The 14,705-nt window shown below is 54.6% G+C and carries 13 protein-coding genes and 2 pseudogenes; all 15 read left to right on the plus strand.

The window, feature by feature from the left end; genetic code table 11:
* Nucleotides 1-201 precede the first annotated feature (201 nt).
* Nucleotides 202-1,551, plus strand: coding sequence for an N-acetylmuramoyl-L-alanine amidase (locus tag ACTVDO_RS14250; protein ID WP_442901743.1), 1,350 nt, complete (start codon nucleotides 202-204; stop codon nucleotides 1,549-1,551).
* 230 nt (nucleotides 1,552-1,781) lie between these two features.
* The gene (gene brnQ / locus ACTVDO_RS14255; protein WP_442901750.1) at nucleotides 1,782-3,092 is read left to right on the plus strand and encodes a branched-chain amino acid transport system II carrier protein; all 1,311 of its coding nucleotides are present in this window, start codon (nucleotides 1,782-1,784) and stop codon (nucleotides 3,090-3,092) included.
* A 237-nt stretch (nucleotides 3,093-3,329) separates the two neighbouring features.
* The gene (locus ACTVDO_RS14260) at nucleotides 3,330-4,685 is read left to right on the plus strand and encodes a UDP-glucose dehydrogenase family protein (RefSeq protein WP_442901744.1); all 1,356 of its coding nucleotides are present in this window, start codon (nucleotides 3,330-3,332) and stop codon (nucleotides 4,683-4,685) included.
* Between the two features lie 214 nt (nucleotides 4,686-4,899).
* Complete coding sequence (locus ACTVDO_RS14265; protein ID WP_442901751.1) at nucleotides 4,900-6,207, plus strand: ArsR family transcriptional regulator; 1,308 nt, start codon at nucleotides 4,900-4,902, stop codon at nucleotides 6,205-6,207.
* A 274-nt stretch (nucleotides 6,208-6,481) separates the two neighbouring features.
* A complete protein-coding gene (locus ACTVDO_RS14270) occupies nucleotides 6,482-7,711 on the plus strand; it encodes a hydantoinase/carbamoylase family amidase (RefSeq protein WP_442901745.1) in 1,230 nt (409 codons plus the stop codon).
* 26 nt (nucleotides 7,712-7,737) lie between these two features.
* Nucleotides 7,738-8,922 carry a M20 family metallopeptidase gene (locus ACTVDO_RS14275; RefSeq protein ID WP_020961382.1) on the plus strand — a complete coding sequence of 395 codons (1,185 nt, stop codon included), beginning with the start codon at nucleotides 7,738-7,740 and terminating at the stop codon, nucleotides 8,920-8,922.
* Between the two features lie 53 nt (nucleotides 8,923-8,975).
* Complete coding sequence (locus ACTVDO_RS14280; protein WP_020961381.1) at nucleotides 8,976-9,176, plus strand: DUF3311 domain-containing protein; 201 nt, start codon at nucleotides 8,976-8,978, stop codon at nucleotides 9,174-9,176.
* Nucleotides 9,173-10,645 carry a sodium:solute symporter family protein gene (locus tag ACTVDO_RS14285; RefSeq protein ID WP_442901746.1) on the plus strand — a complete coding sequence of 491 codons (1,473 nt, stop codon included), beginning with the start codon at nucleotides 9,173-9,175 and terminating at the stop codon, nucleotides 10,643-10,645. Before ACTVDO_RS14280 ends, ACTVDO_RS14285 begins: the two co-directional genes overlap by 4 nt.
* Nucleotides 10,646-11,043: 398 nt before the next feature.
* On the plus strand, nucleotides 11,044-11,496 hold the full coding sequence (locus ACTVDO_RS14290) for a VanZ family protein (protein ID WP_442901747.1): 453 nt from the start codon (nucleotides 11,044-11,046) through the stop codon (nucleotides 11,494-11,496).
* A gap of 85 nt (nucleotides 11,497-11,581) precedes the next feature.
* On the plus strand, nucleotides 11,582-11,698 hold the full coding sequence (locus tag ACTVDO_RS14295) for a DUF3789 domain-containing protein (protein ID WP_020961378.1): 117 nt from the start codon (nucleotides 11,582-11,584) through the stop codon (nucleotides 11,696-11,698).
* Nucleotides 11,699-11,879: 181 nt separating this feature from the next.
* Nucleotides 11,880-11,936 (plus strand): hypothetical protein, encoded by a 57-nt coding sequence (locus ACTVDO_RS14300; RefSeq protein ID WP_245629374.1) that lies wholly within the window; start codon nucleotides 11,880-11,882, stop codon nucleotides 11,934-11,936.
* A 297-nt stretch (nucleotides 11,937-12,233) separates the two neighbouring features.
* On the plus strand, nucleotides 12,234-13,223 hold the full coding sequence (locus ACTVDO_RS14305) for a LacI family DNA-binding transcriptional regulator (RefSeq protein ID WP_442901748.1): 990 nt from the start codon (nucleotides 12,234-12,236) through the stop codon (nucleotides 13,221-13,223).
* Nucleotides 13,220-14,113: a ribokinase gene (rbsK, locus tag ACTVDO_RS14310; RefSeq protein WP_442901749.1), complete on the plus strand. Its 894-nt coding sequence runs from the start codon at nucleotides 13,220-13,222 to the stop codon at nucleotides 14,111-14,113. The genes ACTVDO_RS14305 and rbsK overlap by 4 nt, the downstream gene beginning before the upstream one ends.
* Nucleotides 14,110-14,403, plus strand: a pseudogene (locus tag ACTVDO_RS14315) (substrate-binding domain-containing protein); the annotation flags it as partial. The gene rbsK and the pseudogene ACTVDO_RS14315, both read left to right, overlap by 4 nt.
* 152 nt (nucleotides 14,404-14,555) lie before the next feature.
* Nucleotides 14,556-14,705 (plus strand): annotated as a pseudogene (locus ACTVDO_RS14320) (DUF6431 domain-containing protein); the annotation flags it as partial.

A 14,705-nucleotide genomic window follows, 5' to 3' on the forward strand; every position in this document is an offset into this window, starting at 1 on the left:
TCCGTGTTTCCGGACTTATGCATTTTTCTGTTGACGGCTGTCACGTTAACGGATTTGATGTGGACGTGACGCATTCATTGTCGATTCGTGGGCGTTGGCGTCATCCGTTCTGTCGAGCAGTTTTCCCTACTGACAGACAGGAAATCGACCTTTGTGCGCGAACCATATAGTAGAAATAGAGACGGCTGGGAGGGAAAGCGCATGAGGCGGGGAAGATGGCTCGCCGTATTGTTTTGTTTATGTTGGTTGATGGTCGCTGCCTGGCCGGCAGGGGCGAAAGGGGAAAACGAGAACACAGACGAGTTGGCTGTCGTGACAGCTGACCGGGTGAACGTCCGCCAAGGGCCAGGGGTGCCGTACCGTCCGTTGGCAAACGTTCACCGTGGTGAGACGTATCGGCTGCTCGATGTGAAAGACGGCTGGGTGAAAATCGAGTGGAAGCCGAACCGAACCGGTTGGATCGCCACACCGTACGCCGCCCCTGTCCAAAGAATGGAAATCGTGCAAGAAGACCGTCTTCGTCTCCGTCAAGAGCCAAGTCTCGATGGGCGCATTATCGGCCATCTTGCTCAAGGGGATCGGGTCGCGGTCATTCAAGAAGAGGGAGAATGGAAACAAATTGTCACGAATGAGGCCGTCGGCTGGGCGGCGGCGTCGTATTTGGCAGCCGCTGAACCGTTGCGGAACTCGCAGCGGACGGGAGTCGTGACGGCCGATTCACTGAACGTGCGGATTGCACCGTCGCTGGACGCGGAGCGAGTCGGGCGGTTGGTGCGCGGCGAGCACGTTGAAATTGTCGAAACAAAACAGGACTGGTACAAGATCGTTGCCCGGTCTGGTTCAGGCGGTTGGGTGGCGGCGGATTACGTTGAAATGAAAAGTGGACAGGCAGTTGAAAGCGAGGAAGACGCAGTGGTCGCCTCGGTTTCACCTGTCGGCGTTAGCCTCGCCGCCATTCAAGGAAATGGCCCGCGCCGATATGTGAGCCGCTGGACACGAGGGCCTATTCAGGCGCTGGCCGGGAAAACGGTCGTGCTGGATGCAGGCCATGGCGGCAAAGACGGAGGGGCGCAAAGCGTCAATGGCGTCGTCGAGAAAGCATTGACCATGGAAACGGCGGAACGGCTGAAAGAAAAGTTGGAAATGTACGGAGCGCGCGTGGTGTTGACCCGCGCCGGTGATGATTACGTGCCGCTGTCGGCGCGCGTCGCCGCCGCCCGCTTGTATCAGGCGGACGCGTTTATTAGCTTGCATTACGACAGCGCGGCTGACCGGGACGCTTCCGGCATCACCGTTTACTATTACGACCGGTTCGCCGACTATGGCTTGGCGCAATCGTTCCAAGGGCCGTTCACGCAGCTCTCCACGTTGCCGTTTCGCGGCATTGCTTTTGGCGACTATTACGTGTTGCGGGAAAACGAGCGGCCGTCCGTATTGCTTGAACTCGGCTATTTGAGCAATCCGTCCGATGCCGGAACAGTGGCGACCGATGGGTATCAAGAAGCGGTAACAACAGCGATCGCAAGCGCGGTTCGCCGCTATTTTGAATGAGGCACCGCATACGCGGCCGACGGATTATGGAAAGGCACCTGCCTAGGCAGGTGCCTTTTTCCATGAGCGGAATGTAGGCATGGATCGTTGACAAAATAGTTTAAAAAATATAATATTTATAACGAGAAACGATAATATTTTTTCTGTTATATTCTAATTATCTAACTATTTTTATATATATTAAAATATTTTAAATATTTTTATACAAAGAAGAACGGGGGATGTACATGATGAAAATGAAAGATGTGGTATGGACCGGACTCATGCTCTTTTCTCTCTTTTTTGGAGCGGGGAATTTAATCTTTCCTCCTTACTTAGGAATGGAAGCGGGAACGGCCGTGTGGCCCGCGGTGTTCGGCTTTATTATCACAGGGGTCGGGCTGCCGCTGTTGTCGGTGGCGGCGGTGGCGTTTGCGAAAGACGGCGTCCATTCGCTCGGCAACGCCGTTCATCCGCTGTTTAGCCTTTGTTTTTCACTGGCGGTGTATTTGGCGATCGGCCCGTTTTTTGGCATTCCAAGGGCGGCGAGCGTCGCCTATGAAATCGGAGCGAAGCCATTTTTTGTTGATGGTGGCGCCTTCGCGATGTGGCTGTTTACCGGCATCTTTTTTGCGCTCGTGTATTGGTTAAGCTTAAACCCGTCCAAGCTCGTCGATCGAATCGGGCAGTTGTTGACGCCGGCGTTGTTGCTTTCGATTGCCGTGCTTTGCATGACGGGATTGATCCGGCTCGATGACCCGCAGGCTGCGCCTGCCGAGAAATATGCGTCCGCTCCGTTGGCGAAAGGGATGTTGGAAGGGTATTTGACGATGGATACGATCGCCGCGCTCGCCTTTGGCATTGTTGTCATCCATGCGCTTCGCGACCGCGGGGTGAACCGTCCGTCCTTGCAGGCGAAGGCGACGATTCAAGCCGGGCTGATCGCCGGGGTCGGGCTTGCGCTTGTATATACGGGCATCGCCATCATTGGATCGCGAATGGCTGGTGTCGGCTCTTTTGCCAACGGGGCTGAGCTGTTGTCGCATGTATCGGCGCTGTTGTTCGGCGGCGGCGGGAAGGTGCTGTTAGGCGTCATCGTTGCGCTCGCCTGCTTGACGACAGCCGTCGGGTTGGTCGCTGCTTGTGCGCAGTACTTTCAAACGCTCACGCCATCCGTTTCGTACCGGACGTACGTGACCGTGCTTACCGTCTTCAGTTTTTTGATGTCAAATCTAGGCTTAAATGCGCTGATCGCCATTTCTGTTCCGGTTTTGACGATGTTGTATCCGCTCGCGATCGTACTCGTTGTGTTGTCATTTTTCCATCGTTGGCACGGCGGGTCGCGGAAGGTGTACGGTTTCGCCGTGCTGTTGACGGCCGTGTTCAGCTTGTATGATGGACTAAAAGCGACCGGGGTGGAGACGGCATGGCTTGAGCCGTTGCTCTCATGGGCGCCGTTGTTCTCGATCGGGCTCGGCTGGGTCGTCCCGGCCTTGATCGGGGCGGCGCTCGGGTTGGCGGTCGACCGTCCGTCTCTACCTAAACGGAAAAAGGCGGCGTAAAAACATGACGGTCGTTGCGAAACAATGCGGTGCCACCGGGGGACAAGGCAGTTCCCCCGGTTTTCTTTTTTGGCGAAAGCATGTAGCCTTGATCGGTCATGTTCATGCCACGGTGGCGGACAACGCTTGCTCATGAACATTTTTTTGACCGGGCGCCAACGGTGAAAATGGACGGCGGATTCGATATAATGGGAACAAGCGACAATGGCCGCAATGGAGAAAAAGGTGTGATAACCGGTGAACGTAACGATTGTAGGGGCGGGATACGTAGGACTCGTCACCGCCGCCTGCTTGGCGGACAAAGGACACGATGTGACATGCGTTGATGTGAATGAAGAAAAAATCGGCTTGTTAAACGAAGGAACCGTTCCGATTTATGAACCCGGGCTGGAGCCGCTCCTCAGGCGAAACCGCCCCCGCCTCCGCTTCACAACGGATGACGGCGAAGCGTATCGCAAGGCGGATGTCATCATGATCGCCGTCGGCACGCCGCCGCAGCCGGACGGGTCTGTAAGGCTTGACGACGTATGGGACGCATTGCGCCGCATCGCCCGGGCGGCGGAGCGGGATGGCCTTGTCGTCATCAAGTCGACCGTGCCCGTCGGCACCGCCGATGAAGCCGCCCGCTTTTTGGCGGAAAACGGACGGCCGGGGGTGAAGCTCGACGTCGCATCCAACCCGGAGTTTTTGTCGCAAGGAACAGCGGTGCGCGACACATTGCAGGCGCCGCGCATTGTGTTGGGCGTTGAATCGGAGCGCGCCGAGCGGGTGATGAAAACCGTTTACGCCCCGTTTGCTCTTCCGTATGTCGTCACCGACCGGAAAAGCGCGGAGATGATCAAATACGCCGCCAATGTGTTTTTGGCGCTAAAAATTTCCTATATCAATGACATCGCCAACGTATGCGAGTTGGTAGGCGCCGACATCGAGGCGGTCGCCGAAGGGATCGGCATGGACCCGCGCATCGGCCGCCGCTTTTTGCGCGCCGGCGTCGGTTACGGCGGCTCGTGTTTGCCGAAGGATGCGAAGGCGCTTCGCCAGCTGGCTGCGGCGCACGGCTATTCGCTCAAAACGGTCGAGGCGGCGATTGCAGTCAATGAGGCGCAAACATGGCGGCTGCTTGAAAAAGCGCGCGCCCATCTCGGCTCGCTTTACGGACGGACGGTGGCGGTGTTGGGCGCTTCGTTCAAGCCAGGGACGGATGATGTGCGGGAATCGCCGGCGTTCGCCAACATCGAGCGTTTGGTCGCCGAAGGGGCGAACGTGCGCGTTTGGGACCCGGCCGCCCTCCATCATGTCGCCCGCCGCTTCGGCGAGGCGGTCGCTTGTTGTGAGACGATCGAAGACGCCATTCGTGATGCGGACGTTTGTTTCATTTTCACCGAGTGGCCCGCCGTCTTGCAGTTTGACCTTCACCGCTATAAGGCGCTGATGAAGACGCCAATCGTGGTGGACGGGCGCAACTGTTACGGCTTGAGGGCAGCCGAAGCCGCCGGCCTGATCTACGAATCAATCGGGCGGCCGGCGGCGGGGAGGACGATGGGCGTTCTCTCATCACGGCCGGTCTCTATACATGGGGAAAAAGAAGGATAGACAACGCTCAACCCTTCTTTTCGTGGTGGTCGATGCAAAGTCAAGCCATCGAAAGGCAGAAGGGGTAGAGCCGCATGGCGGTGCTGCGGACGTCCAATCAAGTGCCTGTTGGTAATACATTTGGTGAATTTTGGAACTCGAAACAGGAAGCCAGAGAAGCAAGCGGCGCAGGCAAGGGCGTTGGGAGGACGGGGAGAGAACATGGCGGAAGGGGGTGTGCGGCATTCGCATTCGGTTAGGCCTCTTAGGGGCAGACGATTCGCTGCCGATCATTCAGGCGGTCGTGGAGGAGTATAAGGAGTTAGTTTGCTTTCCGGTTGTGTATTGGGATGAACGTGACATTCTCGATTTGATGCGCCCGCTTGCCGCTCAAGTCGATATGTGGCTGTTTTCCGGACAAGTGCCGTACTCGATCGCCAAGCAGTCCGGCGAGGCCGGGGTGCCGCTGTTTTATGTGCCGCATACGGGGGCGAGCTTATACCGCACGCTGCTGCAAGCGCATTATACAAAACAAATCCCGGTCTGCGAGCTGAGCTTTGATACGTATGAGCACGGCGAGGTGGAACGGCTTCTCGAGGAAGCCGGCATCCATGAGCCGGTTTTGTATATCAAACATTACGAAGGGGGCATTTCCGCTCAGGAACTTGCCCGTTATCATTACGATCTATGGAAGCAAGGGAAAACGAAGGCGGCGGTTACTTGTCTGCGGACGGCGCATTTGGAAATGGAAAAAATGGGAATGCCCGTCTATCGCGTGCTGCCCGCCCGTTCGTCGGTGGAAGCGGTCGTGCAAACCATCATTCGCACAGGGGAAATGCTCCGGGTACAAGATGCGCAAATCGCGGTGCAGATGATCGAAGTCGATTCCATGACGGCCACATCCCCGGAGACATTTTCATCGGATGAAATTTATAAGATGGAACTGAAGACGACGGAAAAACTGCTGCAGTATACAAAAAAAGTGCAAGGGTCGCTGAAAAGCGTCGGGCCGGGCCGCTATGTCATCTTTACAACAAGAGGCGCGTTAAAAGAGATGACCGCCGGCTATAAAACGATTCCCACGTCCAGGGAGATGACACATCTTTACGAGGAAGTCGTGGCGTGTGGCATCGGCATTGGACGAACAGCGTACGAGGCGGAAATTCAGGCGGGAAGGGCGTTTTTGCATGCGAAGCACTATGGCAGAGGCGCCTGGATGGTTGCGTTTGATGACGGGACGATCGCGGGCCCGCTCGGAAAAGAGGAGCAAATTCACTATTCCATTGGCAATGAAGAGCTGCGGCAACTGGCCGAGCACACAAATTTAAGCACCGTCACGCTCGGTAAACTGCAAGCCATTTTGCGCCGGCGCGGGACGAACGAAATGGAAGCACATGAACTGGCGAGTGATCTGCAAATTTTGCCGCGCAGCGCCCGGCGAATTTTAAAAGAACTAGAGGCTGCCGGCCTCGCCGAGGCGATCGGGGAAACAAGCCCTTACCCCCGGGGACGCCCACGGAAAGTGTATCGCATTTTTTTATAACTCGATGGTCAATCGGCTTCTGCTGTTCGTAGAAGCCGATTTTTGATATGGTGGGCAAAAAACACGCGCAGCAAAACAAAAACGAAGGGGGAGAACATCGCGCGCAGAAACAGAAGAATGCCTTGCCTAAGCCGGAGGAAACGGAGGTTCAGTGGCGCATCATTTGGACTATTCAATATGATTTTTACTATTTGAAAATTTAGTAGAGTGCGTTATAATTAAGGACATAGCCGAAATTCATCCGTAAATTGTCCGAGAGAAAGAGGGGAGCGGATTGGTTCAAGGAGAACGTCTTTGGCAACGGATCATGGAATTAGGGGAAATTGGGAAGCAACCGGGCGGCGGTGTGACGCGGCTTTCGTTCACCGCTGAAGAACGGCAAGCGAAAGAGTTGGTCGCTTCCTACATGCGCGAAGCGGGGCTCGCTGTATATGAAGACGCGGCAGGCAACTTGATCGGACGGAAAGAAGGCGTGAATCCCGACGCGCCAGTTATGCTCATTGGTTCACATATTGATTCGGTCTACAATGGCGGCCGCTTTGACGGCCCGCTCGGGGTGCTGGCTGGCATCGAAGTGGTGCAGACGATGAATGAGCAAGGAGTCAGGACGCATCACCCGATTGAAGTCGTGGCGTTTACCGATGAAGAAGGGGCGCGCTTTCGTTTCGGCATGATCGGCAGCCGCGCGATGGCCGGGACGCTGCCGCCAGAAGCGCTCGACTATCGCGACGTGGAAGGGGTCTCCGTTGCCGAAGCGCTGAAGCGGGCGGGGTTTGATCCCGACCGCTTGCCGCAGGCAGCGCGAAAACCTGGAACGATCAAAGCGTATGTCGAACTGCATATCGAACAAGGCCGGGTGCTCGAGGAGGCCGGTCTTCCCGTCGGCATTGTCACCGGCATCGCCGGGCTCGTTTGGGTGAAATTCACCGTTGAAGGAAAGGCGGAACATGCCGGTGCGACGCCGATGTCGTTGCGGCGCGACCCGATGGCCGCCGCCGCGCAAATCATGGCGGTCATTGAAGAGGAAGCAAGGCGGACGGGGACAACGGTCGGAACGGTCGGACAGCTTCATGTGTTTCCAGGCGGCATTAACGTCATTCCCGAGCGGGTCGAATTTGTGCTCGATTTGCGCGACTTGCAGGCGGAAGTTCGCGATCGGGTATGGGGAGTGATAGCCGAGCGGGCGCAAGCGATCGCGAAGGAACGGAATGTCCGTGTCACAACCGAGCTGCTGCAAGACATGCCGCCAGTGCTATGTTCAGATGAAGTGAAGCATGCCGCCGAAGCGGCGTGCCGAAAGCTTGGCTATCCGCCGTTTTGGCTGCCGAGCGGTGCGGCTCATGATGGGGTGCAGCTCGCCCCCCTTTGTCCGATCGGCATGATCTTTGTCCGCTCCCAAGATGGGGTGAGTCATAATCCGGCGGAGTGGAGCACGAAGGAAGATTGCGCTGCTGGAGCGTCCGTCCTTTACCATACGGTGCAGCAGCTGGCTCGAGGGGAATAACGAAAACATGAACAGGGGGAAACGTGATGACAAAGGAAGAAATCAAACGGCTCGTCGATGAAGTGAAAGCGGACGTCATCGCTTGGCGCCGCTACTTGCACGCCCATCCCGAATTGTCGTTCCAAGAGGAGAAAACGGCGCAGTTTGTGTACGAGACGCTGCAATCGTTCGGCGGTCTCGAGATAACCCGCCCGACGAAAACGAGCGTGATGGCGCGCCTTGTCGGCCGACAGCCAGGCCGGGTCGTTGCCATTCGCGCGGATATGGACGCATTGCCGATTCAAGAGGAAAACACGTTTGAATTTGCTTCGAAAACTCCGGGCGTCATGCATGCGTGCGGCCATGACGGCCATACGGCGATGCTTTTGGGGACGGCGAAAATTTTTGCCCAGTTGCGTGATCAACTCCGCGGCGAAATCCGCTTTTTGTTCCAACATGCGGAAGAACTGTTCCCCGGCGGGGCGGAAGAGATGGTGCAAGCCGGCGTCATGGACGGAGTGGACGTCGTCATCGGCACCCACCTTTGGTCGCCGCTTGAGCGCGGCAAAGTCGGCATTGTGTACGGACCGATGATGGCCGCACCCGACCGCTTTTTCATCCGCATCATCGGCAAAGGCGGCCACGGGGCGATGCCGCACCAAACGATCGATGCGATCGCCATCGGCGCCCAAGTCGTGACAAACTTGCAACATATCGTCTCACGCTATGTTGACCCGATTGAGCCGCTCGTCGTATCCGTCACACAGTTTGTCGCGGGGACGGCGCATAACGTCTTGCCAGGGGAAGTCGAAATCCAAGGAACTGTGCGCACGTTCGATGCCAAGCTGCGCCAGACAGTGCCACAATGGATGGAGCGCATTGTCAAAGGCATTACCGAAGCGCACGGCGCCTCGTACGAGTTCCGATTTGACTACGGCTATCGCCCGGTCATCAACTACGACGAAGTGACCCGCGTCATCGAAGAAACGACGCGCGAACTGTTCGGCGAGGAAGCCGTCGCCCGTCTCAAGCCAAACATGGGCGGCGAGGACTTCTCGGCGTTCCTGCAAAAAGCGCCGGGCAGCTTTTTCTACGTCGGCGCTAGAAACGAAGAAAAGGGCATTATTTACCCGCACCACCACCCGCGCTTTACGATTGACGAAGACGCGCTCGAGATGGGTGTGCAAATGTTTGTCGGCGCGACGTTGAAACTGTTGGCGGAAGCGGAGTAAGGCGCTTCCGCTTTCCACCTATGCTAGAGAAAAGGGAAAGGGGAGAAAGGAAATTGAAAAACATTCGTTGGCTGATGGTGTTGCCGTTTATCGGCATGCTTGGCGGCGTTCCATTTGTGAATCAAGTGACTCCGTATGTGTTTGGCATGCCGTTGCTTCTGTTTTGGCTAGTGGCTTGGGTGATCATCACCTCGATCATTATGGCGATTGTTTATCGCTTTGACCCCGCGGTGAAGGAGGACGAGCAAACATGAATGCAGCGTTAGTCATTATTTTTGCTTTCTTGTTGTTTTCTCTTTATTTAGGGCTGCAAGCGCGCAAAGGGAAAGACATGAACTTGGAGCAATGGACGGTCGGCGGGCGCGGATTTGGCACGATCTTTGTATTTCTCTTGATGGCCGGTGAGATTTATACGACGTTTACATTCCTTGGCGGAAGCGGTTGGGCCTATGGAAAAGGCGGACCGACATTTTACATTATCGCCTACGGCTGCCTAGCCTATGTGTTATCGTATTGGATGTTGCCGAAAGTATGGAAGTACGCGAAAGAACATCGGTTGATGTCCCAATCCGACTTCTTCGCCCGAAAGTACGACAGCCCGATGCTCGGTGTTCTCGTGGCGCTTGTAGGGGTTGTGGCGCTCATTCCGTATTTGGTGCTGCAATTGAAAGGGCTTGGCATTATCGTTTCCCAAGCTTCCTACGGCACGATTTCTCCGACTGCCGCTATTTGGATTGGAGTGTTGGCCGTAACCGTCTACGTAATGATTTCGGGTATTCACGGTTCGGCATGGACAGCAGTGGTGAAAGACATTATGATTTTAGTCGTGGCCGTCTTTTTAGGGATTTATCTCCCGTTCCACTATTATGGGGGAATCCAGCCGATGTTTGAGACGGTTGAACAAGTGAAGCCCGGGTTTTTAGCGTTGCCAGACAAAGGCATGAGTGCTTCGTGGTTCATTTCAACGGTGTTGCTGACGGCACTTGGATTCTATATGTGGCCTCATACGTTTGGATCCATTTATTCGGCGAAAAGCGCCAATGTTTTTCGGAAAAATGCCATTGTTTTGCCGATTTATCAGTTGGTTTTATTGTTTGTCTTTTTCGTTGGTTTTGCTGCGATTTTGCAAGTGCCGGGGCTCGAAGGGTCGGATGCGGATTTGGCTTTATTAAAATTGTCCATTCAAACGTTTGACCCGTGGGTCGTCGGGTTGATTGGCGCCGCCGGGCTGCTCACCGCCATGGTTCCAGGGTCGATGATTTTGATGAGCGCATCGACGTTACTTGTGAAGAATGTGTATCAAGTGTTTGTACCATCCGCTACCGATGAGCAAGTCGCCAAGTTGGCGAAATATCTTGTTCCCGTTATTGCCCTCATTTCCTTGTACTTTACGTTCCGGGGCGGCGATACGATCGTGGCGTTGCTTTTGATGGGATATAGTCTTGTAACCCAGTTGTTCCCTTCTTTCGTGCTAAGTTTAACGAAGCAAAATGTTGTCACGAAGCAAGGGGCATTTGCCGGAATTGTAGCAGGCGTGGCTACAGTGGCGTACATCACGCTGTCCGGCAGCAGCGTCGGCACGTTATTCCCGTCATTGCCGCAAGTGGTGCAAGATTTGAATGTCGGCATTGTCGCGTTGATTGTCAACACGGTTGTGACGCTCGTAGTCAGCTCAATTCCAATGCGTACGGCTCGTGCGAGCGCCGAGAGAAAAGCCGTGTAGGAAGGTTTCGCTTTCCGCCACTCATTAAGATGCTGGCGAAGTGGAATGGATTAGGTATAACAAAAAAGGAGGCGCGAGTGAAGGCGGCCTCCTTTTTCGTATATAGTGAAAGACTGCCAGGCATTTGACCGTGGTTGCTAGGGATGAGATACAGTCAGGCCATAAAGGCGTGCACAAAAAATCAAGCACGATCGATAGGGAAGAGTACAGACTTTTCTCCCAACGAACTTCCCTTGATGGGGACGAGTGTAAACTGTAGAAAATGTTCGTCAAAGGGAATGGAAACCACCGGCCATCCCTGTTATGATGGTAAAGGGTTGAACGAACAAGGCGCCCGCTTTCGTTTGTTGTTTAGGTGCTTTGTTTGGTCGGCAAAACGGTTGTTGGCAGGTGAAACGATGAGAGAGTTCCTTTCCCGCTGGCTCCCCGTCATTCTTTGGTGTCTCGTCATTTACACGTTTAGCGAGTCTTCCTTGTTCACCGGAGCGAATACGGCTCACGTGTTGCAGGTGATTCTCTCGTATTGGCCGTTTGGCGGCGGGGATGAAGAGGGGCCGTCATGGCTGAACGTTTTGATCCGCAAAGCGGCGCATTTGACCGAGTTTGGCATTTTGGCCGCGCTCGTATGGCGGGCGCTCTCGCCCAAGCGGTTGGCGTATGCGGGCGCTTGGCTGTTTGCGACCGCTTATGCGGCAACCGACGAGTGGCACCAATCGTTTGAACCGGGGCGGACGGCGACGCCGAAAGATGTGGCCATTGACTCGTGCGGGGCGCTGATCGCGCTTTTGATAATATGGGGCTGCCGCCGTTGGCTCAGGACAAAGCATCAGGCGGTGAAACGCGGCGTATAATAAAACACAAGCTCTCCCGACGTATAGGCCGAGGGGCAGAAGGAAAGAATAGAAAATGAGTTTACGAGAAAAGGGAGAGAAGGCCATAGTCGCGTTTATCGCCGGGATGTTTGTCGGCTCGTTCGTCATGCTTGTCATCATGAGCATGATGGTGGCGGCGAAACGGGCGGATGAAGCGGGCGAACGGTGGAGGGAAAAGTAAGAAGTTTGCAGAGGGACGTTGGGCCATGACCGGTCGTCCTAAATTTTCCAAGATGTATTGGTTGCTAGGAACAGAAATGATAGAATAAAGATGCACGGTTTCATGCAGGGTGGGCAGTGGCAACTCCCTTGATGAAAGGGGGTGCTGCTGGATGATGACTGTTGCGGAGGCGTTGTCGTTAATGATTTCGTTTGCGTCGCTGATCGTAGCAGTCATTGCGGTATCAAAAGAAAAGTAACCCACCCTGCTCGGCCTAGGTGAGGGTGGGTTACTTCTGCCTGCTTCCGGGCCACTGCACTTCTTGCAGCAGCCGTGCGTGTTGGTTAGGGCATTGACAGTTGTCAATGTCCTGTTTTTTATCCTATGCTTTCCTATATCTTATTATAACCGTGATCTAGGGAAATCACAACATGGCCCCTATGGAAAAGAGCGGATACATGGTGGAAGATCGAGGCAAAAAAACTTGATGGCGTGCAAAAAATAAGATATACTATGTGTAACCGGTTACACATAGATAGAAAAGAAGGAATCGAACATGGCAACGATTCGTGATGTAGCAAAGCGAGCAGGTGTATCCGTCGCCACCGTTTCGCGGGTGTTGAATCAAAATGGATACGTGAATGAGGAAACGGAAAGACGGGTCAGACAGGCGATGAAAGAGCTCAATTATAAGCCGAATGAAGTAGCGCGGGCGTTGTTCAAAAAAACGTCCAAAACGGTCGGATTGATTGTCCCGGATATTACGAACCCGTTCTTTCCCGAGCTCGTTCGCGCGGTGGAAGATGTGATGAATATTTATGACTATACGGTCATTCTATGCAATTCTGATGAGAAAGCAGAAAAAGAACGGGAATATATCGAGGTGTTGAAGCAAAAATACGTAGATGGCATCATTTTGACCACGAACCAGTTCGCGCCGGAAGAAGTCGAGGAATGGGATGTTCCGATTGTCGTGCTCGACCGTCCGCTCCATGAACGTTACCCATCGGTGGTTGCGGATAATTACGGGGGAGCTCGTTTAGCGACGCGTCATTTGTATGAAATAGGCTGCCGGCGGATTGCCCATATTCAAGGGCCGACCCACGTCATTAACGCCATAGAGCGTTTTCGTGGTTATCATGATGAAATGATGGCATTAGGGCTAGGGGACCGGCAGTTCGTCATCCAAGGGAATTACCAGCTGAAGCAGGCGAAAGAAGCGGTGATGGATGCGTTGGCCAAGCAGGAGATCGACGGCATTTTTGCCGGCAACGATGCGATGGCGGTCGGTGCTTTGAAAGCGGTTCAGCAGTCTGGCCTGCGCGTTCCTGAAGATATTGCGATTATCGGTTATGACGGCATCCCGCTGACGGAAATGACGACACCGGAACTATCGACTGTATCCCAGCCCATTTACGAAATGGGCGCCATGGCGGCTAGAATTTTAATTAAACAAATTGAGAGAAAGCCGCTTGAGAAACTCCATTATCAACTTCCGGTTCAACTGGTCGTGCGACAGTCGACATCAAGGAGGGGATTGACATGAACAAACCAACCATTACCGTGATCGGCAGCATCAACATGGACTTGGTCACCGTGGCGGCGCGGTTTCCAAACCAAGGAGAGACGATTTTAGGCGAACGGTTTCTCACCACTCCCGGCGGCAAAGGGGCGAACCAGGCGGTGGCCGCCGCCCGCCTCGGCGCCGATGTACGGATGATTGGCGCGGTGGGGGATGATGCGTTTGGTCAAGAGCTCATCCGTTCGTTGCAAAATGAAGGCGTTTCCGTCAATAGTGTGAAACCGGTTACACATGAACATACCGGCATTGCTTCCATTACGATTTCTGAGCGGGACAACCGGATCATTGTCGTCCCGGGGGCGAATCACGCGCTGACGCCGGAGGATCTGGATCCATATGAATCCGTGATCGCCGAAAGCGATGTGTGCTTACTGCAGCTGGAAATCCCGCTTCCCGTTGTGGAGCGGGCCGTTTCGATCGCGCATCGCCACGGCGTGCGCGTCATCGTGAACCCAGCTCCAGCCGAGCCGCTGCCGCTCGTGGTGCTCGAGCAGGCGAGTTTCTTGACGCCGAATGAACATGAACGGGGCATTTTGTTTGACAAGATGGATGAAGAATCGTTTGTCGATCAGCTCATTGTCACCGAAGGGGCCAAAGGGGTGCGCATTTGGCAAGATGGACAAGAACGGCTCATTCCAAGTTTCCACGTTCCCGTCGTGGATACGACGGGCGCGGGCGATACGTTTAACGGGGCGCTTGCCGTGGCGCTCGCGGAAGGGAAGCCGCTTCATGAAACGTGCCGATTTGCCAATGCGGCTGCGGCTCTATCCGTGACAAAACTCGGGGCGCAGGCTGGGATGCCGAGACGAGAGGAGGTGGAATCATTTTTGGCCGAACAGGAACGAAGTCAATGAGGCAAAAAGTTGATGTGCTGCTGGTCAACCCGACGGACTCAAGCGCTGTCACGTCTGCGATTGAATCCGCCAACAGCGCCAACATCCCGGTCATTCCCGTCGACCGCAGCGCGGACGGCGGGAAAGTGGTCACCCATATCGCTTCTGACAATGTGGCAGGAGGAAAAATGGCGGCGCAATTGATCGTCGACCACTTGAAAAACGGCGGAAACATTGTGGAATTGGAAGGGATTCCGGGCTCCTCGGCCGCACGTGAACGGGGAGAAGGATTCCACCAAGTGATCGACAAATGTAAATTATCACTTTATTTCGGAACAAAAGAGCCATTTTTTTGCACATTCCTTCAGAAAGCCCTCTCCCCTTTTCTGAAAGAATGTGCTAAATTTTTTGTGAATTATTTCGGAAGAGAAAATCCATCGATTCAGAGGAGGGGGAGGAGGACGTGATTCAATTTCATGACTTTGACATTGACGTCCAAACGTATGCAGAGCGTGGAAAAGAAAACGACTTCCCTCTTCTGACACAGTGTCCGCATTGCCGGGCCAAGCGCCCGTTGCACCGCCACGGTTACTATGAGCGAAACGCATTGACC

The sequence above is a fragment of the Geobacillus sp. BK01 genome, assembly GCF_052220245.1.
Lineage (GTDB): Bacteria > Bacillota > Bacilli > Bacillales > Anoxybacillaceae > Geobacillus.